The organism is Aquimarina besae (assembly GCF_042434905.1).
Taxonomy (GTDB): Bacteria; Bacteroidota; Bacteroidia; order Flavobacteriales; family Flavobacteriaceae; genus Aquimarina.
In genome coordinates, this window is record NZ_CP170199.1 from 1,008,414 (window position 1) to 1,027,127 (window position 18,714).

The 18,714-nt window shown below is 33.7% G+C and carries 21 protein-coding genes; 13 read left to right on the top strand and 8 right to left on the bottom strand.

Going from position 1 to position 18,714, the window contains the following annotated elements:
• Positions 1–72 precede the first annotated feature (72 nt).
• The 4 genes from ACE94K_RS04370 to ACE94K_RS04385 all read left to right on the top strand — a co-directional run bounded on the left by ACE94K_RS04370 (position 73) and on the right by ACE94K_RS04385 (position 3,250).
• Entirely contained in the window at positions 73–873 is an 801-nt protein-coding gene (locus ACE94K_RS04370) for an EI24 domain-containing protein (protein WP_378180458.1), read from the top strand.
• A gap of 2 nt (positions 874–875) precedes the next feature.
• Positions 876–1,778 carry an oxygen-dependent coproporphyrinogen oxidase gene (gene hemF, locus ACE94K_RS04375; RefSeq protein WP_378180462.1) on the top strand — a complete coding sequence of 301 codons (903 nt, stop codon included), beginning with the start codon at positions 876–878 and terminating at the stop codon, positions 1,776–1,778.
• A gap of 162 nt (positions 1,779–1,940) precedes the next feature.
• Positions 1,941–2,555 carry a hypothetical protein gene (locus ACE94K_RS04380; RefSeq protein ID WP_378180465.1) on the top strand — a complete coding sequence of 205 codons (615 nt, stop codon included), beginning with the start codon at positions 1,941–1,943 and terminating at the stop codon, positions 2,553–2,555.
• A gap of 296 nt (positions 2,556–2,851) precedes the next feature.
• The gene (locus ACE94K_RS04385; protein ID WP_378180468.1) at positions 2,852–3,250 is read left to right on the top strand and encodes a hypothetical protein; all 399 of its coding nucleotides are present in this window, start codon (positions 2,852–2,854) and stop codon (positions 3,248–3,250) included.
• A gap of 19 nt (positions 3,251–3,269) precedes the next feature.
• Here ACE94K_RS04385 and ACE94K_RS04390 read toward each other — a convergent pair whose 3' ends face one another.
• The 3 genes from ACE94K_RS04390 to ACE94K_RS04400 all read right to left on the bottom strand — a co-directional run bounded on the left by ACE94K_RS04390 (position 3,270) and on the right by ACE94K_RS04400 (position 7,235).
• Entirely contained in the window at positions 3,270–3,779 is a 510-nt protein-coding gene (locus ACE94K_RS04390; protein ID WP_378180471.1) for a GNAT family N-acetyltransferase, read from the bottom strand.
• A gap of 25 nt (positions 3,780–3,804) precedes the next feature.
• On the bottom strand, positions 3,805–5,307 hold the full coding sequence (locus ACE94K_RS04395; protein WP_378180473.1) for a carboxypeptidase-like regulatory domain-containing protein: 1,503 nt from the start codon (positions 5,305–5,307) through the stop codon (positions 3,805–3,807).
• Positions 5,308–5,726: 419 nt separating this feature from the next.
• Positions 5,727–7,235, bottom strand: coding sequence for a carboxypeptidase-like regulatory domain-containing protein (locus tag ACE94K_RS04400; RefSeq protein ID WP_378180476.1), 1,509 nt, complete (start codon positions 7,233–7,235; stop codon positions 5,727–5,729).
• Positions 7,236–7,599: 364 nt separating this feature from the next.
• On the opposite strand from ACE94K_RS04400, the gene hemB reads away from it, so the two are divergent.
• The 9 genes from hemB (at position 7,600) to ACE94K_RS04445 (ending at position 14,020) form a co-directional block, all read left to right on the top strand.
• On the top strand, positions 7,600–8,574 hold the full coding sequence (gene hemB / locus ACE94K_RS04405; RefSeq protein ID WP_378180479.1) for a porphobilinogen synthase: 975 nt from the start codon (positions 7,600–7,602) through the stop codon (positions 8,572–8,574).
• An 18-nt stretch (positions 8,575–8,592) separates the two neighbouring features.
• The gene (locus ACE94K_RS04410) at positions 8,593–8,973 is read left to right on the top strand and encodes a TerB family tellurite resistance protein (RefSeq protein ID WP_378180482.1); all 381 of its coding nucleotides are present in this window, start codon (positions 8,593–8,595) and stop codon (positions 8,971–8,973) included.
• A 10-nt stretch (positions 8,974–8,983) separates the two neighbouring features.
• Positions 8,984–9,382 (top strand): c-type cytochrome, encoded by a 399-nt coding sequence (locus ACE94K_RS04415; RefSeq protein WP_378180485.1) that lies wholly within the window; start codon positions 8,984–8,986, stop codon positions 9,380–9,382.
• 44 nt (positions 9,383–9,426) lie between these two features.
• The gene (locus tag ACE94K_RS04420) at positions 9,427–9,897 is read left to right on the top strand and encodes a DinB family protein (RefSeq protein WP_378180488.1); all 471 of its coding nucleotides are present in this window, start codon (positions 9,427–9,429) and stop codon (positions 9,895–9,897) included.
• Complete coding sequence (locus tag ACE94K_RS04425; protein WP_378180491.1) at positions 9,863–10,468, top strand: hypothetical protein; 606 nt, start codon at positions 9,863–9,865, stop codon at positions 10,466–10,468. Before ACE94K_RS04420 ends, ACE94K_RS04425 begins: the two co-directional genes overlap by 35 nt.
• Before the next feature lie 37 nt (positions 10,469–10,505).
• Positions 10,506–11,624: a CNNM domain-containing protein gene (locus ACE94K_RS04430; RefSeq protein ID WP_378180494.1), complete on the top strand. Its 1,119-nt coding sequence runs from the start codon at positions 10,506–10,508 to the stop codon at positions 11,622–11,624.
• Positions 11,624–12,100: a methylated-DNA--[protein]-cysteine S-methyltransferase gene (locus ACE94K_RS04435; RefSeq protein ID WP_378184220.1), complete on the top strand. Its 477-nt coding sequence runs from the start codon at positions 11,624–11,626 to the stop codon at positions 12,098–12,100. The genes ACE94K_RS04430 and ACE94K_RS04435 overlap by 1 nt, the downstream gene beginning before the upstream one ends.
• Before the next feature lie 62 nt (positions 12,101–12,162).
• Positions 12,163–13,317: a serine hydrolase domain-containing protein gene (locus tag ACE94K_RS04440; RefSeq protein ID WP_378180497.1), complete on the top strand. Its 1,155-nt coding sequence runs from the start codon at positions 12,163–12,165 to the stop codon at positions 13,315–13,317.
• Positions 13,307–14,020, top strand: a complete 714-nt coding sequence (locus ACE94K_RS04445) for a 3'-5' exonuclease (protein ID WP_378180500.1) — start codon at positions 13,307–13,309, stop codon at positions 14,018–14,020. The genes ACE94K_RS04440 and ACE94K_RS04445 overlap by 11 nt, the downstream gene beginning before the upstream one ends.
• Positions 14,021–14,094: 74 nt before the next feature.
• On the opposite strand, the gene ACE94K_RS04450 is transcribed toward ACE94K_RS04445, so the two are convergent.
• The 5 genes from ACE94K_RS04450 to ACE94K_RS04470 all read right to left on the bottom strand — a co-directional run bounded on the left by ACE94K_RS04450 (position 14,095) and on the right by ACE94K_RS04470 (position 18,624).
• A complete protein-coding gene (locus tag ACE94K_RS04450; protein ID WP_378180503.1) occupies positions 14,095–14,784 on the bottom strand; it encodes a hypothetical protein in 690 nt (229 codons plus the stop codon).
• Between the two features lie 20 nt (positions 14,785–14,804).
• The gene (locus ACE94K_RS04455; RefSeq protein ID WP_378180506.1) at positions 14,805–15,782 is read right to left on the bottom strand and encodes a kelch repeat-containing protein; all 978 of its coding nucleotides are present in this window, start codon (positions 15,780–15,782) and stop codon (positions 14,805–14,807) included.
• A gap of 94 nt (positions 15,783–15,876) precedes the next feature.
• Positions 15,877–16,605 (bottom strand): metallophosphoesterase, encoded by a 729-nt coding sequence (locus ACE94K_RS04460; RefSeq protein WP_378180509.1) that lies wholly within the window; start codon positions 16,603–16,605, stop codon positions 15,877–15,879.
• Between the two features lie 42 nt (positions 16,606–16,647).
• The gene (locus tag ACE94K_RS04465; RefSeq protein ID WP_378180512.1) at positions 16,648–17,787 is read right to left on the bottom strand and encodes an ATP-binding protein; all 1,140 of its coding nucleotides are present in this window, start codon (positions 17,785–17,787) and stop codon (positions 16,648–16,650) included.
• 84 nt (positions 17,788–17,871) lie between these two features.
• Complete coding sequence (locus ACE94K_RS04470) at positions 17,872–18,624, bottom strand: SDR family NAD(P)-dependent oxidoreductase (RefSeq protein ID WP_378180515.1); 753 nt, start codon at positions 18,622–18,624, stop codon at positions 17,872–17,874.
• Between the last annotated feature and the right edge of the window lie 90 nt (positions 18,625–18,714).

Here is an 18,714-nt window from a genome sequence, read left to right on the forward strand (position 1 = left end):
TACATTGATATTAATTTTGAAACGAATTTCTTAAAAATACTACTTATAAGGAGTTAACCAATTCATAAGATTATGATCAAAAACATCATTAATGGTATCAAAGCATATTTTGGGGGTTTCGCTTTAATCTCTAAACTAGGATTGTGGAAATACTTTTCGATCCCAATTCTGATCAGTTTTCTAACTGGAATTCTTTTTATGACAGCAGCCTGGTTTTTATCGGATCCACTAGGAGGTTTTATTGCCAAGGCCTGGGTTTGGGATTGGGGATCAGAAACATTTGCTGTTATTAGTAAGGGTTTTGGTATTCTATTAATACTTGCATTAGGATTAGTGTTGTATAAACATATTGTTATGGCATTGTCAGCCCCATTTATGAGTCCGGTTTCAGAAAAGGTAGAGGCATATATTTTGGGAGATCAGCATCGTGGGCATCAACACCGTAACACTTCTTTTAGAGAACAATTGATGCGCGGTATTCGTATCAATGTAAGAAACCTGTTTCGAGAATTATTGTTCATTATCCCTTTACTAATTTTTAGTTTAATTCCTGTAATAGGAATTTTTGCAACCATATTGATTTTTGCGATACAAGCATATTACATAGGTTTCGGTAATATGGATTACACCATGGAACGACATTTTAAGTATAAAGAAAGTATTCAATTTGTTCGGAAACATCGTGGAACAGCAATAGGCAACGGTATTGTATTTATGTTAATGCTGTTGATTCCTATTATAGGATTTATAATAGTACTGCCAATTTCTGTAGTAGCCGCATCCACAGAGAGCGTTAAGATATTGAATAAAGAAGGATTAATTGCAGTAAAAGACTCCAATGGGGTTTTGGAAACCTTTAAGGAAAACATATAAGCATGAAAGAAAAATTTTACCAATATATACTAGATTTACAAGATACAATTACGTCTGGTCTGGAGGCGGTTGATGGTCTTGCAAAATTCAAAGAAGATATTTGGGAACGTTCCGAAGGCGGGGGTGGTCGCACACGAGTGATAGAAAATGGAGCTGTTTTTGCAAAAGGCGGTGTGAATATCTCAGGAGTTCATGGAAAACTACCCAAAGCAATGCAGAGCTATTTTAAGGTTGGTGATGTAGATTTTTTTGCTTGCGGATTGTCTTTGGTATTACACCCAAAAAATCCAATGGTTCCAACGGTTCACGCAAATTGGAGATATTTTGAGATGTATGACAGTTATGGTGCTATTGTAGATAGCTGGTTTGGTGGAGGACAAGACCTTACTCCGTATTATTTGTTCGATGAAGATGCTGAACACTTTCATCAGGTGTGTAAAACAGCTTGTGATAAACACAACGAGGGTTTTTATCCTTTATATAAGAAAAAGTGTGATGAATATTTCTATAATGCGCATCGAGGCGAAGGCCGTGGAGTGGGAGGTCTGTTTTTTGATTATTGTAAGAAATCTGATACAATGACTATGCAAAACTGGTATGATTTTGTAACCGAAGTGGGCGATAGTTTCTTACAAGCTTATATACCCATAGTAGAAAGAAGAAAAAATCTCAGCTACACAAAGGTGCAAAAGGATTGGCAAGAAATTCGACGAGGAAGATATGTAGAATTCAATTTGGTACACGATAAAGGAACGCTATTTGGATTAAAGACAAATGGAAGAATTGAGAGTATATTGATGAGTTTACCTCCTCAAGTACAATGGCGATACGATCATCATCCTGAGGCAGGCACCCAAGAAGCACGCTTACTGCAAATATTGAAGGATCCTATTGAGTGGGTGTAATCCTACCAAAAAGTATTTCGAAAACGGTAAAACGATCATTAACAATCGTTAAAAAGCGCAAAAATTAGGATAAAGTGTTGGTTGTATGTTTTTTTTTACTACCTTGCGCACACTTATGGGGCTTATTGAGAAAATTTTTAACCAATTAACACCCAGAACCCTATGAAAAAAATTCTACTATTGTTAACTGTAATCCTTTTGAGTGGATGTCAATATTTCACCACAGAAGGAAAACAGAAATCTAAATTCTCCAGCTTTTCAAAGAATACTATCGAATTTCGTAAAAATACAATTATGCTTACGAAAGGATATGAAAAGACAAGCCCTGAAGAATTTAAAGTAAGATTAGATTCGCTAACAGACAGTCCGAAGTTTAAAAAGATTGCGTTAGAAGAATTGAAGAAAATTGAAGATAAAAATGTTGATTTTCAGTTGTTTGTTGATGAAAGAAACGTAGAAAACTATGTCTTTATATATGCAACCGATTATTATCAATTAGATGAGCACAGAGCAGCGACAGTAGTGGAAGCGTTAAGCAGACAGCTTAAAGACGAAGCACTAAGCCAAGAGGTTCGCTATAAAAGAATACACGGAAGATTTTTCTTTACTCCAACTTCTAAAATTGTGAAGTTAAAATATCTGAAAGGATATAAAATGGAGAAAAAATATCAGGCAGAGTATATTGTAGCTTCTAGAACGGGTGGTATTGGACTGCTTATCAGTAATCTTGAGAATGTAGATTTCGAAAATTCTATTAAGAGATTAGCTGCTAAATAATATAATAATACCAATTAGGTTAATTGGGTTTTCTTATAAAAATGTAAAAGGTATTGGTTTATAACCAGTACCTTTTTTGTATTCCTAAAAACAGAGTTCGGTTAATTTAAACATGTTAGTTTGAGCAAAATTCTATTAAGAATTTTGTTTCGAAAACAAGTATTTCAATACCAAAAAAACATTTTCGATATGATTTTCAACATTTTAGAGTGAAAAACACTCGAGTTGAAACTTTTATGCTATGACCTGCTGTTAATCGCATTCAGATTATTATATTAAGTTTATACAGTAAAGTAATGAAGAGGATTTTAATATTTTTAGTTTGTATTGGTGTAGCGAGCTGTACCCGCACTGTAGAACCTACTATAGAGAACATTAATAAAATATTTGCTTCAAAGGATTTTACTTTTGAGTTTCATCAGGTGGGAACAACAACAAAATCAATCAGTTTTAGAGAAGATTATCTGGTATATAAAAGTGATCAACCCACAATAAGACGTACGATTACCTATGACGAGGTGGTGCTCATTAACAATTTTATTCGAAAGATCGTTTTTGTGCATCAAAAGGATCTGGATAAAACATCCTCTTCTTATTATGTCATTAAGAATACGGCTTATAAAACGACTATTGTCCCGGAGCAGGAAGATTTTTATTTTGAAGTCTTGCTAAAAACCTTGAAACTGATAGAATGATCATCTGTTATAGGTGTATTTATAATGTTTTTAGCATCACATGGTTTTCATAGCTGTTCACCTCCATTTGAAAAAAAGCATTGCCAATACACTCAAATTTTTGTTTCTCACAAAAAGAAATGGCTCTTTTATTTTTAATATATACCCAAAGCCATAGTTCTTTATATCCTTTATCTATTAACTCTTTCTCCACCTCATTAAGCAATCCATAGCCGATTCCTTTTCCAAAAAACCAATCCAACACATACAATTTACCAAGTTCAGGGGCCGTAACATTTCGTATGGGGCATTGGCTATTGTATACAATTTCCGCCACTCCCACGGGATTATCTTTGTAGCAGGCCACGATAACAGCGTCGTGCTCTTCTATGGTTTTTTCAATAGCTTCTACAGAAAATTTATTATAGACAAAATTGGCAAATTCGTGAGTAATTCCTTCTGTGGCATATGTTTTTATATATACCTGTTGATAAAGAATAGAGAGTCTTAAGGCATCTTGTTTTATGGCTTTTCTAAGAGTTATCATCATTAACGAAGGTTGTAGAGAAAACAACTTACTCTTCGTCTAGATCCTCCTCAATGGCCTTAAATTGTTTGATTGCGGTATTTGGTTCTATAATATTATAACCCTTCCAGAAATCAGGATTGTATTTGGATAAATAAGTGGATTGTACATTTTTATTTTCTACGCTGCTATTATATTCTGCCTCGGTGATGTTTTTAGTATCAAAAACAATGACTTCGTATTTGTTTTTGGCAGAGCTTATCACATCCAGTTTAAGTGACAACTGGTTTTGTTTATTTCTGCCCTCAACATATTTATTTTTCTCTATGATACTTAAAGGCCTGTCTACACCGAATTTGTTTTCGGTAACTTTTTCGATAAACTTCACCCCATATTTACCATCTGTACCCTTTTCAAAAATGGTAGTACCACTATATCCGTTTTCTTCAAAACTAACCCCCAGCAGGTTGAAACTGCGCAAACGTTTTACATTTTGATAATCTATACGTATTATCGCAAAGTCTTCGGTGTTTACATACAATGTACCTTTAAAATCTCCTCTTCTTTTGGGTATAAATTTGATCACATATACTCCAACATCATCCAGTATGGTATAATCTATACGTTCAAAATCATATCTGCCTGAATTTTTGATCACATTAAGTTTGGTATCCGATTGGTATAGAATTTCGTTAAAAAGGTTCTTCAGATTCATTTTTCGAGACTTAAAAAAGAAATTTTCTTTTGGATTTTCGATACCATCTGCAATATCTTGAGCATCTTGATTAGATCTGAGAATAGAATCAACTTGTACCTTTTGACTAAACAGACCAGATCTTATTTTTAAATATGAATTAGGCTTTACATTATCCTTGAAGATTTTACTCATTTTTTTGAAGACTCCTTCTATAGAACCATTATTATTTTTGTCATATAATCTAGCACCTTTTATAATATTTAGTTTTTGTTTTTCTGTATTTCCATAAAAATCACATAGTGCTTCTGCATAAAAGACTGAATTCTTCGGAATAACCTTAGAGATACTATCTATCAATTTTTCATCAATCTCTTCGATAGTAGATTTCTTAAACTCAATGTCCATCTTCCTGATATAATTTCGATTGGTTTCTCTGAAGAACAATCTACTTTTAGTAAGATCTGATCTATAATTGTCTTCCATTTTATCATCTACATTATCTATAATATCATCAATATCTAGATTTTTATTGGAGATAAAAACGCTTTTCAGTTCTATAGCCTTTGGTTGAATATAGATAATACTATCAGTAATATTTTGTACCGATACTCCTACTTTCTCATAGCCCATAGAAGAAATATATATCGAATCTATTTTGGTTTGTATCTCGTCTAGCGTGATACTAAAACTTCCTTCTTCATTGGTTACAACACCTTGATTTTCTCCTATTTGTATGGTTGCATAAGGTATAGGTTGATTCGTTTTTTTGTCAACCACTCTGGAACTAATTTTTTGAGCACTTAGAGAAAAAGAAATCACCCATATACTAAGGGTCAGTAATATAATTTTATTCATTGTTTTAGGAATCAATAGATCGTAAAATTACAGATAAAAAAATAGCTTTTGTATACCTATTACATAGTTACAACGAAAAAAGATACAATTATGGTAATATATTCTTAAAAATGAAACGAGCGAATCACCGATTTATAACAGTGTCTATTTTGAATTCTTTTGATGGTCACAATAAAAGTTGAGAAAATTAACATTTGAAATGGATTCCAGTCTACACTGGAATGACAGCATCAAAAACGTAATATATTGTCATTTTGGCGTAGACCGGAATCTAAAAGATTGGCGAAAAGTATGAATAACTTTATATGACTAGGTGTTTTTACAATTAAAAACCACCACCTTAATCCTCTCCTATGGGGAGAGGAAACTAGTTAATATATTTCTAGAGATTTATATATAAACTTAAGTGGATACAATACCTAAGACTCCCCTTCAACAGCAGTAAATTGTCTTATCGCTGTATTAGGTTCTATAATGTTATATCCTTTCCAGAATTCTGGATCGTATTTGGATAAATATTGTGGTTCGATAGCTTTATTTTCTTTACTGTTCTCATACTCACTTTCTGTGATCGGTTGAGAATCAAAAACTATTACTTCATATTTGCTGATTTCTCCAGCTCCTATATCAAGGCCTAAAGAGAGCTCATTTTGCTTGCGTCTTCCTTTTACAAACTTATTTTTTTCGATGATTTTTAGTGGGCGATCTATTCCAAAAACATTTCCTCTTGTTTTTTCTATATAACGCACACTGTATTTACCATCACTACCTTTGGTAAAGATGGTTTTGCCTTTATACATTGTGTCGTGAAAACTAATACCCAGTAAACCGAAATTTTGAAGATTCTTCACATTTTCATAATCAACTCTCATTATGGCAAAATCCTGAGTGTTAACATATATAGTACCTTTAAAATCGGCTCTTCTTTTTGGTTTAAAATTAATGATGTAGACACTACTGTCGTCCATAGTAGTATAATCTGAAAGCTCAAATTCATACCGACCTGATTTATCAATAAAATTGAGTTTAGAATCTTCCTGAAAGAACATACTAGATAATAAGTCTTGTAAGGCATATTTACGGTACTTATAAAAGTAGTTTTCTTTGTTTTTATCTTGATCTTCCATTTCTTTTTTGACCTCTGCTGCCTCAGGATTGTTTTGTATAATAGAATCAACCTGTATTTTGAACCCAGGAATCCAACCCGACTTAATCTTAAGGTATGAGTTCTGTTTTACATTTTTTTTCAGGATGTTTTCTAATCGTTCTGATAAAGAATTCATAGAACCATCGTTACTTTTGTCATATAGTTCTGCACCTTTAATGATGTCCAGTTTCTGTTTATCAAAATTTCCATACAGATCACAAAGTGTTTCTGTGTAATATGATGATTTTCGGGGTATAATAGAAATCACACTATCGATGAACTCCTTGTCAAACTCTTCAATCGTTGATTTCTTTAGTTTTACGTTGATCTTGCTAATGTTACTAAAATCAGATTCCCTGATGAATAGTTTTTTATGGGATAAGGCGGTACTGTAGTTTTTAGTGATATTTTCTTTTACTTGATCCATGATTTCATCAATGGTAAGATTTTTATTAGATATAAATACACTACTTAGCTCTACCGTCTTAGGCGTAATGTATAAAATACTGTCCATTACGATGCTTAAGGGAACACCCAATTTCTCATATCCCAAAGAAGAAATATAAATAGAATCTGTTGGCGTTATGCTTTTAGGTAGAATAAAACTGAACTTTCCTTCTTCATTTGTAATAACCCCTCCATTTTCTGCATATTGAATAGTAGCGTATGGAATAGGTTCGTTTGTTTTTTTATCTACAACGGTAGAAGTTATGGTTTGCGCAGATAGTAAAAGACCTGATAAGAAAGCGAAAGTAGTAAGTGTAAGTTTTTTGAAATCCATGTGTGATGATTTTGTTTTTGATCTTCCCGAAGAGGAAAGGTTGATGAATGATCCCGATAGGTCCTGTTTTAAATGTTAGTCTTCTATTATATAGACGTTCATAGAGCTATAATAGTTGCCTGCCTTATTAAATTTCTATATGAAGAAGACGGCAAGGGAAAAGAATTGTTACAATAAAGATGTGGAAAAGTTGGGAGTAATGATAGTTGATGGTGAAGCTATTAAATTTTGTAACAATCAAACAGAATAAATATGATGATAAGCTCATATTCTTAAGCGAGACTTCATTTTGTGAAATTGATCCTATACAAATTACGTTATAAGTTGGTATATTTACGATTCTTATAAAATTACTAGCAAATTAATGCATCAACTTCGCAGAAATAGAAGGTTACGAACCACAGAGTCGATCCGATCTTTAGTTAGAGAACATACAATCACCCCTAATGATTTTTTAGTGCCGCTTTTTGTGGTAGAAGGTAATAATGTAAAGCAGGAGATAGCTTCTATGCCTGGATATTATAGGTATAGCCTTGATTTACTAAAAAATGAAGTAAAAGAATTATGGGTAATGGGACTTAAAGCGGTATTGCTTTTTGTGAAAGTACCCAATAACCTGAAGGACAATAAAGGAACAGAGGCTCTCAATCCGGATGGATTGATGCAACGTGCCATTAAAACAGTAAAAGAAGTAGCGCCAGAAATGTTGGTGATGACGGATGTAGCACTAGACCCTTATTCTTCTTACGGTCACGATGGTATTGTACAGGATGGCTATATAGTTAATGATTCTACTTGTGAGGTATTGGCAAAAATGTCGTTATCACACGCCCAGGCAGGAGCAGATTTTGTAGCACCAAGTGATATGATGGACGGTAGAATTTTAGCCATCAGAGAGCTATTAGAAGAAGAAAATTTTAAAAACACAGGCATTATGAGTTATAGTGCTAAGTATGCATCTGCATTTTATGGACCTTTTAGGGATGCACTGGATTCTGCACCTGGTTTTGGAGATAAAAAGACTTATCAGATGGATTTTGCCAACCGTGATGAGGCGGTCAAAGAAACCTTGATGGATATAGAAGAAGGAGCAGATATTGTAATGGTAAAACCGGGATTGGCATATTTGGATATTGTTCGTGACGTGCGTGATGCAGTAGATGTACCAGTGGCAGTATATCAGGTAAGTGGTGAATATGCAATGCTAAAAGCAGCGGCAGAAAAAGGCTGGCTCGATCACAATGCAATTATGATGGAACAGTTGATGGCTTTTAAACGAGCAGGAGCACATATCATAGCAAGTTATTTTGCAAAGGATGTAGTGAAACTTTTAGGATAATTTTAAATTGAAAATGACATGGTAAGCAGGGATCGATTGTATCAGACTTTTGGAGAATTATTATATGTGATCGCTATGAGTGACGGTGTCATACAAAAAGAAGAAGTAAATACGCTCGAAGAAATCCTGAAAGCACATCCTAAAGGACAAGAAATAAAATGGTCTTTTGATTATGAAAATGAGAATGACAATGATATCGAAACTTTATATAAAAGAGTTATCGAAGTCTTTTCTGATAACGGACCGGATGAAGAATATGATTTTATGATCTATGCTTTGACAAAAATAGCCGAAGCAACCGATGGTATTGGGGCTAAAGAAGAAAAGGTAATTAGTAGCTTTTCTAAAGACTTGTTAGAAAGATTTAAAAAAGATATTGATAATTTATTTAACGCATAAATTCACACAAATGAAAAAAATACTCTTACTATTAATTAGTACTACTTTTATAATATCAAGCTGTAATTCTGAAAAAAAGCCCGAAAAAGAAAAAATTGTTATTGGATCAAAGAAAAAAACAAACTCACCAGAATATGAACTAGGAAAAGAGTTGTTTAAAGGGAAGGGGAATTGCTATTCATGTCATAGAATAGATAAAAAATCAGTAGGTCCAAGTGTCACAGAAATTATGAAAATCTATAAAGAGCAAAATGGTGATGTCGTTGGTTTTCTAAGGCAAAAAAAAGACCCCATTGTTGATCCGGAAAATTATGCAGTGATGAAAACAAATTTTGCTCGTCTAAAGAAATTTACAGACAAAGAATTAGAGGCTATTGCCTTATATATGAATGAAGTGACGGCTAAGTAATGAAACCAATTTTCATCTTTTTCATTCTATTTTCAAGCATATTAATGGCTCAACAAAGCACTCCTAAATCAGCATTTTTAGAAAAATGGAATAACTCTAAAGAGTATCTGTTAGAAATCGCTAGGTCAATGCCTGCAAATAAATACACCTATACTCCGACAGAAAAAAAGATGGACTTTAGGAGTCAATTGCTCCATATCTGCGGAAACATGCTATGGTTGAGTACTACATACTTTTCTGATGAAGAATTTGACAGAAAGAAGCTTGCAGAAGAGGCTCCTGATTCTAAAATTGAAGTGATTAAATTACTCGAAAAATCTTTCGAAGAAGTATATGATTGTGTAAAGAATACACCAGAAGAGTCATTAACTGTTGAAGTAGATTTTTTTGCAGGGCCAAAATCAAAACTTCAGATTTTAAACCTGCTTCAGGATCATGTAACACACCATCGAGGACAGCTTATTGTTTATCTAAATCTTAATGAGATCAAACCACCCAAGTACGTGGGTTGGTGATAATATTGGATTTATGAAGTCAGTTTTTAGGATATTATTCCAAACTAGAAGCGTATTAGAATATTTAGATAATCAGACATCATTAGAACTCAATATTAAAAGTATATTCCTTTTCTTGTTTTATGGACAAATCATCTATTTCAAGAACTTCAGTTTAGATAATAAAATAGTTCATCCATTTTTGCATATGTTATTTGTAATTTGTTTTGTTCTTTTTATTGCTACTATATTTAGTTTGATTTTACACAAGATTAATGGTTGGCTAAGAGGCACAGCAACTTATTCCGATGTATTTGCTATTCTTTCACACGCTACAGTTCCGATTACTATAAGTTTAATAGTTTTATTCTTTGGTAAATACCTATTATTTCCGCATCTTCATTTCAGTTCAAGAGTATTCTTTTATATTGGTCTAGGGTTGGGGTTCAAGATTTTAATTCAGGGATTTTTAAAATATAATGACTCGAAATTTTTCAAAATGATATTAAATATTAGTCCATTACTGTTATTTTATAGTGTAATTTTGGGTATTGATATTTACATCTATTTTACTAATTATGGTATGGTGTAGAAAAAGAATTTTTATTTTAGCATTTCAATAATCTACCATGGCACTACTAATTGTATACGGAGTCGTATCTATTTTCTTTTCGTTTTTATGTTCAATTCTTGAAGCAGTACTGCTTAGTATCACTCCTACATTCATCAATGTAAAGAAAAAGGAAGGAAAGGCATATGCTGATGTAATCGAAAAACTAAAGAAAGATGTGGATCGCCCTTTAATAGCAATTCTTACTCTTAATACGATAGCGCATACGGTTGGAGCAATTTTGGTTGGTGTACAGGCAAAAGTTGCTTATGCAGAAATGTACGGATCAGAAACCCGCAAAATCTTCGGAATGGAAATGACCGAGGATTTAATGGTAGGTGTGGTATCTTCTGTAATGACTATTTTAATATTGGTAGCTTCAGAAATCATACCTAAAACTATTGGAGCAACTTACTGGAAACAGCTAGCTAATTTTACGTCAAAAGCATTAAATGTTTTGATCTGGCCACTAAAATGGACTGGAATATTATGGCTGTTGCAATTGACCACAAAACTAATTGGAGGTAAAGGTCATCATGGATCTGTCTTGAGCAGAGAAGACTTTACAGCTATGGCTGATATTGCAGAAGAAGAAGGTGTTTTTGAAGAATCAGAATCCAAAGTAATCAGAAACTTGCTTACGTTTAAAGAGATATTTACCAAAGATGTAATGACACCAAGGACGGTTTTAAAGCTAGCATCCGAAGATACAACGGTAGAGGAATTTTTTAATGAAAACCAAAACCTTCGTTTTTCAAGAATACCTGTGTATAAAGATAAAGCAGATAATATTACCGGTCAGGTATTAAAAGATGAGATATTTAAAGAAATGGCTAATCAAAATGGTCATAAGCTGCTGGGTGAAATAAAAAGACCGATTATTTTTACTACGAGAAATCTTCCTATTCCAGATTTATTCAATGAATTAATTCAAACCAAAAACCATATTGCTTTGGTGGTAGACGAATATGGATCTGTAAGCGGATTGGTTACCATGGAAGATGTGATAGAAACTCTATTAGGTTTAGAAATTGTTGACGAAAGCGATACCGAAACTGATATGCAAATCCTAGCTAGAAAAAATTGGGAAGCCAGAGCGAGACGCCTGGGTATTCTTAATGATAAATCTGAAGAATGATAGCAACTGTTTTCATACAAACTCCATTGGGCATAGCATCAATTACTGGAGATGAAAACGGTATTACAACAATTTCCATCACGGAAGATTCTGAAAAAGCACCTTCAAATGAGATGCCAGATACGCTAAAAGAAGCAGTAATTCAGTTACAAGACTATTTTAAAGGCGATCGTACTGATTTCAGTATTAAGCTAAATCCATCCGGTACAGATTTTCAGAAAAAAGTATGGAATGAACTTTCTAAAATCCCATTCGGCAAAACAGTAACCTATCTCGATATTGCTAAGCAATTAGGAGACCCAAAATGTATACGTGCTGCGGCGTCAGCTAACGGAAAAAATCCATTGTGGATAGTAGTTCCTTGTCATCGCGTTATCGGCAGCGATGGTTCTCTTACAGGATATGCCGGAGGGTTATGGCGTAAAAAATGGTTGCTTGATCACGAAAGTCCTTCTAAACAACAATCTTTGTTTTAGGAGATAGATATTCACGAAAATTTATTTTCATACCTTAGAGCGGTAAATTTCTAAAAGAGTATATGAAAATTATCAAAAAAATTCTGAAAGGCCTTGTTGTTCTCATTTTACTTTGTGTGATTCTATTATACATTTTTGATTACGATTATATCCTAAAGGGTGTGCGTGTTGTTTATATGACTGGACACACGACTGCATACATCGATGACTATACATATTTTGATAATCATACAATAGAAAAAGGGAATAATCCGATTCCATGGAATTTACACGAAGATTATAACACAGCCGCTCCAACAGAAAGACTAAATACTGTTAACGAAGCTATGGGAACCGTGGCATTTTTGATTATCAAGAATGATAGTATTTGGTACGAAAACTATGCTGAGGGTTATGGAACTGAATCCAAAACGAATTCTTTTTCTATGGCAAAAAGTATCACTACGGCTTTATTAGGGAAAGCTATTATGGATGGATATATTAAAAGTCTTGACCAACCTATTGGAGATTTTTTACCTACCTTTTCTACTGGGTTAGCTGCTAAAGTAACAGTTGGGGATCTCTCATCTATGGCATCGGGATTAAACTGGACAGAACACTACACCAGTCCGTTTTCAATTACAGCAAGAGCCTATTATGATCCTGATCTGAGAGAAGTAATGAAGGGATTAGATTTTGTGGATCAACCCGGAAAAGAGTTTAGATATTTAAGTGGAAACACACAATTATTAGGAATGGTAATTGAAAAAGCAACCGGTAAAACATTGTCAAAATATCTTAGTGAGAGTTTCTGGAAACCAATGGGAATGGAGCAAGATGCTTTATGGCAGGTAGATAGTGACGAAAATGGGATGGAAAAGTCTTATTGTTGTATCGCTAGTAACGCAAGAGACTTCGCTCGTTTTGGAGTACTATTTAAAAACGGTGGAAAATTTGCCGGAAAGCAGATATTACCAGAAGAATTTACGAAACTTGCTACCCAAAAACGTTTTGAGAATGATGACATGTACGGATATGGGTTTTGGTTATCCGATCATTTGGATAAAAAGATTTTTGTAATGAGAGGTATTTTAGGGCAATACGTAATTAGTATTCCAGAGGATGATGTGATTATTGTACGTTTAGGACATCATAGAGGAGGGCCACAAGGTTCGTTTAGTGAAGATTTCTTTGTGTATATCGAAGAAGCTTATAAAATGTTAGAGAATGCTTCATAAAATTAATTTAGAACATATCCTGTTTTTGGATATAGAAACAGTCCCGGAGCAGGAGAATTTTGATAACCTCACGGATGAAATGAAATATCTATGGGCTGATAAAACGAAATATCAGCGCAAAGAAGAATTTTCTCCGGAGGAGTTTTATGATCGAGCTGGTATCTGGGCAGAATTTGGAAAAATTGTGTGTATATCTGTGGGATATTTCACGTTTAAAGGAGAAACAAGATCTTTTAGAACTACTTCTTTTTTTGGGGAAGAGAAACAACTGTTGATAGATTTTAAAAACCTGTTAGAAACTCATTTTAACCAACCACATCATTTATTATGCGCTCATAACGGTAAAGAATTTGATTTTCCTTATATAGCCAGGAGAATGATTATCCACAATATCAGTCTGCCATTTAAACTTAATCTTTTCGGTAAAAAACCGTGGGAGGTCCCACATTTAGACACCTTGGATTTATGGAAATTCGGAGACTATAAACACTATACATCATTAAAATTGCTTACCAATATATTAGGAATCCCTTCTCCAAAAGATGATATCGATGGGAGTCAGGTACGACAAGTATATTATGAAGAAAAAGACATAGATCGTATTGTCATTTACTGCGAAAAAGATACCGTTGCTGTCGCTCAAATTTTGTTAAGACTACGACAAGAAGAACTCTTGGATGAGGACGAAGTAGTGTCCGTGTAAAAACAAAATAGCTAGATTTATTAAAGAGAACCATTTAAAATGAATTCTCTTTAATAAAAAGTTTACAAAGGCTTTTATTGCAATCTAGCTAAAATAGATTTACTCATTAATTTTCCATTCGTTTTTGTAGTTTCTTGTTGCACTAGACCAATACCTTTCGTAATCCATTGTTTTACATAAAAGGTTTGCTTCATCCCCATGCTCATACTGGTTTCATTGGTGTAAGTAATTAGGTAACAGTCAAACGACCCTGCTGGAGTAGTTATAGTTTCTTTTGAAATTACTTTGCGATCTTTAAGATCTACAGTCATATCTATACTCATTACACCAGCATCAACAGACATAGATACTTGGCCATCTTGTAATTGTTGACCTACTGACAGAGAATTAGGAATATCTATACCTTTTCCTTCAATACTGTATTCCATATCCTTATATTGATTAAATAACTTTGGCGATATGATAGACTCTGGGTCAAGTGAAGTTGTTCCTCCATCACATGTAATCGTAAAAGTTGCCTCTGTAATGGCTTTTTGTTTTTTAGCATCGCTAAGATACATGTTCATCGTAATCTTGGATTCTGATCCCGAAGAATTGACATCTAAAACCTCATAGCTTGTTTTAGAGGTTAGTTTGTTTTTATGATTGAAGTGATGCATCGTCATTGTCGTTCCCTCTTTTGAAGGATAATAAGGACTACAATTGTTTTGGGCATTAACAGAACCAATTACAAAAACTGCGATAATTAAAATGAGCTTATTCATATTTATATTTTTATTAGGATTTAATCTTCATCGATTGTCCAAATTTCTCCAGAGGTGCCTGCTGATACATAACCTCCAAATAGCCAAATTTGATCTCTGTATACCAGGCTGGAATGAGAATGTGAACTTTGAAAAGGAATAGTACTGTTATATTTGGTCCAATTAATCATATCAGAAGAACACCAGATATCTTGTAATACTCTAGAGGTATCAGATTTACCGTTTATGATCCATACTTTATTATTAAAAACAGTGGCAGTATATAAATCTCTCGCACTAAAAATAGGTGAAGAAGTGTTGATTAAGGACCAGTTGATTCCATCCGTACTTGTCCAAATTTCATTGAACCGGTTTGTTTCATCTCTACCTCCAACAACATAGAGAGCATCGTTAAAAACGACTGTTTCGTGATTACCTCTCACCGGAAAAGCATTCGCATTTTCTTCTACCCAAGTAATTCCATCTGTTGTAGACCATACTATCATACTGGATCTCGTCATGGATGGACCTATTACGTACATTTTGTTATTAAAGACCGTTGTAGTATGTGAAAACATATTTCCAAAGGGAGCAGTCATTGTTACGTTAGTCCAAGTAGTACCATCATCAGATCTCCATATATCTGATAGGGGAACATCGGAGTTATTTCTTCCTCCAATAAGCCACATTTCATTTTGAAATACCGTGAGCGTATGACTATATCTCGATTCGAAAATATTACTAGTTACAGACTGCCAGTTAATACCATTATCACTAGACCAAACATCATTTCCATAGGCATTGTCAGGGGTATAAGAGTTATCACCTCCCACAGACCATACTTTTCCGTTAAACACAACCATTGTGTTTTCTGCAAATTCTCCCATTTGATCTTCAGAAGTTTTTAGATCAAAGGATAGAGAGATTTCTGAAGTATCATCTTTTATTATATCATCATCGGTATCACAAGCAATATTCATCACAAGTAGAAACATTAATAAAATTCTTGAGGTTTTCATTTTGTTAAGTTTTATGATTTATCATTAGTGAATAATTTTAAGATCAGGTAAACATATCTCAAAAAAAATCGCCCAACAGGGCGATTTTTAACTATTAATTTCTTCCATTTTCGTCGGGATATAACTCGTAAACCGGATCACTTTGCCAAAATTCTTTAGTGGCTATATCCAGAGCTGTCAGAGGTCCTTTAAAGGCTGCTCCGGTATCAATATTCCAAATACAAGTGGCATTCACCGGGATTGTTTTATGAATTCTGGTAACCGGTGTATGACCAATATAGATTTCGTCAAAAAGTAACAATCGTTTGGGGTAGGTAAGATCTGTTTTCTTGAGTTCAGGGTTTATAGAAAGCGCAGTTTCCCATAAGGTTCGATCCCAATAAAATAGTTTACTGAAATACTCTCGATGAGGTCCATGGAGATTGGTAAAACCGGCGTGTAAGAATAAACGGTTATGATCATCGATGTAGTAATTGGTAAGATTCTCATAAAAGGTAAGATGATCTTTAATCTCTTCTTTTGATAATTTATTATAAGAATCAATGGTTGCCTGTCCTCCGTGTATTATCCATTCTGGATTGTGTTTTTTTTCGGTTAACCAGGTATAACAGAGTTCATCATGATTACCACGGATGAAGATACAGTGATGAGTTTCTTTTAATTCGATCAGAAAAGACACCAGTGCAGCGCTATCACTCCAGCCATCGACATAATCACCCAAAAAAATGATCGTGTCCTTTGTAGTTATTTGTGCTTTCTTAATTAATTGTTTCAGAGCTTTTAAGGCTCCGTGCATATCTCCAATAACAAGAGTTCTCTTCATACTCATTTAATAGCTGTCTGTTAATAATGTTTGGTTGATCATTTAGCTGTATCTTATTTTTCTCAGAATACGTATACTTTCTTTGTATAGTGAATATACTTTATCATCCGGATAACTTTGCAAGTAGGGTTTAGCTTCTTCTAACTTATCTTTTGCTTCGCTAAAATCATTGAAATAACATAAAAGATATGTTATAGGTAGATTTAACAGATCTTTTTGATCGTTTTTTGTAAGCGACATTTTTTTCTTTAGTTTTTCTATCAATGCATTATTACTATTATATAAATGATACAAAGTTTTTCGGTCAAATTGTGGAGGTTCAAATAGCAGCTTATTTTCAATATCGTAACTTACATTGTTCTTAAACTTAATAGTGACTTCTTCTAAAGGGTAATAATCATAGGTGTCCTGTAAACCTAATTGCACATATTCTATAATTTTAAATTCTTCCTCAGTAATAGAAATACTAACTTCATCAAATTGAGAATAGAATAGTTTTACCTGTTCATTGATCAACGCGATATCTACTCTGGAGTAAAATTTTTTATCTTTTACTTTTTTCTCTTTTGCTGACCAACAGACCACAAAATACTCTTTAAAAACTTTGTAATTCGGATTATAGTCTTTTCTGGAATTCATAAAATCAAAAACTCCATCTAAAGTCAATTCAATATTGTTTTGGGCATGACTTTCTATAGATTCTACAATTTCAGAATTTACATCTTTGATTTCAATATCAAACACTTTTGGCATACTAATACTACCATCTCTAAAAAAAACGGTACCACCGTAATATTTCCATATATTCTTACGAAGAGAACATAATTTTCCTTCCTGAGACCGTATGGAAACCAATCCTACTACTTTATCACTAGGTAAATGAGGAAAAGGAATATTCTCATAGGATACTATGGGCGGATTAGAAAGATAGGCATTTACCAAATTTTGGATTTTGCTGTCATCAAAAAAATCAACGCCTATAATCTCATTATCTTCATCTTCGACTCCAATAACGATGTATGAATTATTTTTTGGGTTAGAATTAGACAGTGCGCAGATATGCTTTAGAAACTTTGCTTTTCCTTCTTTTTCGCCAATATTAAGCTTACGCTTTTTGTCATAAAAACTGTTCTCGTCATTATGTGCTAAAAGATTTTTTATTAAAAGCCGTTTATTAATCATTCCTTTTACAAATAGCAATGCATTCTTTTCCCATATAAACTTAGGTAAATTTATTGGGTATGCAATGTGTTAAGAATAAAGAAATTATAAACTTTTGTTTACAATAGTACTGTTGGCCTGAGCAGTAGGAAATACTACAAGATCAGCAATATTTACGGGGTAAGGTCGCGTTACTACAAAAGTGATGATGTCTGCAATATCTTCTGGTCGTAATGGATCAAAACCCTGGTAAACACTATCAGCTCTTTTTTCATCGCCTTTAAATCGCACATTGCTAAACTCGGTTTCGACTAATCCGGGATGGATTGCGCCAACGCGTATTCCATATTGATTGAGATCTATCTGCATTGCTTTATTGATAGCATCAACAGCATGTTTACTGGCACAATACACATTTCCGTTAGGGTATACTTCTTTTCCGGCAATAGAGCCGATATTGATGATATGACCCGATTTTTGAGAAATCATTTTAGGAATTACTGCTTTTGACACATATAACAATCCTTTTACATTAATGTCCAACATAGCGTCCCAATCCTCTAGACTTCCTGTCTGAATGGGATCAAGACCGTGTGCGTTACCGGCATTATTAACCAATATGTCAATAGCACTAAATTCTTGCGGAAGGCTATCTATATTTTTAAAAACACTTTCTTTATCCCGAACGTCATAACATAGTGTATGAACTTTGACAGTTTTATTGAGTTCATTTTGTAATTTGCTTAGACGATCTTGTCTTCTTCCACAAAGGATAAGGTTTATACCTTGTTTAGCAAATTCATAAGCAGTCGATTTTCCAATTCCACTTGTTGCCCCGGTAATTAAAGCTGTTTTCATTATCTAGAAATTTTAGATTTTTTTCTTTCAGACTAACGTTTTTGCAACATAATGAAAAGACTTTCGTCTTTTATGAACATCATCGCAAAA

Coding starts and splice junctions, on each gene's coding strand:
- ACE94K_RS04460 (WP_378180509.1), bottom strand. CDS start 16,605: ATGAAGAGAACTCTTGTTATTGGAGATATGCACGGAGCCTTAAAAGCT.
- ACE94K_RS04470 (WP_378180515.1), bottom strand. CDS start 18,624: ATGAAAACAGCTTTAATTACCGGGGCAACAAGTGGAATTGGAAAATCG.
- hemB (WP_378180479.1), top strand. CDS start 7,600: ATGCATCAACTTCGCAGAAATAGAAGGTTACGAACCACAGAGTCGATC.
- ACE94K_RS04440 (WP_378180497.1), top strand. CDS start 12,163: ATGAAAATTATCAAAAAAATTCTGAAAGGCCTTGTTGTTCTCATTTTA.
- ACE94K_RS04410 (WP_378180482.1), top strand. CDS start 8,593: ATGGTAAGCAGGGATCGATTGTATCAGACTTTTGGAGAATTATTATAT.
- ACE94K_RS04390 (WP_378180471.1), bottom strand. CDS start 3,779: ATGATGATAACTCTTAGAAAAGCCATAAAACAAGATGCCTTAAGACTC.
- hemF (WP_378180462.1), top strand. CDS start 876: ATGAAAGAAAAATTTTACCAATATATACTAGATTTACAAGATACAATT.
- ACE94K_RS04450 (WP_378180503.1), bottom strand. CDS start 14,784: ATGAATAAGCTCATTTTAATTATCGCAGTTTTTGTAATTGGTTCTGTT.
- ACE94K_RS04445 (WP_378180500.1), top strand. CDS start 13,307: ATGCTTCATAAAATTAATTTAGAACATATCCTGTTTTTGGATATAGAA.
- ACE94K_RS04400 (WP_378180476.1), bottom strand. CDS start 7,235: ATGGATTTCAAAAAACTTACACTTACTACTTTCGCTTTCTTATCAGGT.
- ACE94K_RS04465 (WP_378180512.1), bottom strand. CDS start 17,787: ATGATTAATAAACGGCTTTTAATAAAAAATCTTTTAGCACATAATGAC.
- ACE94K_RS04370 (WP_378180458.1), top strand. CDS start 73: ATGATCAAAAACATCATTAATGGTATCAAAGCATATTTTGGGGGTTTC.
- ACE94K_RS04395 (WP_378180473.1), bottom strand. CDS start 5,307: ATGAATAAAATTATATTACTGACCCTTAGTATATGGGTGATTTCTTTT.
- ACE94K_RS04425 (WP_378180491.1), top strand. CDS start 9,863: ATGAGATCAAACCACCCAAGTACGTGGGTTGGTGATAATATTGGATTT.
- ACE94K_RS04420 (WP_378180488.1), top strand. CDS start 9,427: ATGGCTCAACAAAGCACTCCTAAATCAGCATTTTTAGAAAAATGGAAT.
- ACE94K_RS04415 (WP_378180485.1), top strand. CDS start 8,984: ATGAAAAAAATACTCTTACTATTAATTAGTACTACTTTTATAATATCA.
- ACE94K_RS04380 (WP_378180465.1), top strand. CDS start 1,941: ATGAAAAAAATTCTACTATTGTTAACTGTAATCCTTTTGAGTGGATGT.
- ACE94K_RS04430 (WP_378180494.1), top strand. CDS start 10,506: ATGGCACTACTAATTGTATACGGAGTCGTATCTATTTTCTTTTCGTTT.
- ACE94K_RS04455 (WP_378180506.1), bottom strand. CDS start 15,782: ATGAAAACCTCAAGAATTTTATTAATGTTTCTACTTGTGATGAATATT.
- ACE94K_RS04385 (WP_378180468.1), top strand. CDS start 2,852: ATGAAGAGGATTTTAATATTTTTAGTTTGTATTGGTGTAGCGAGCTGT.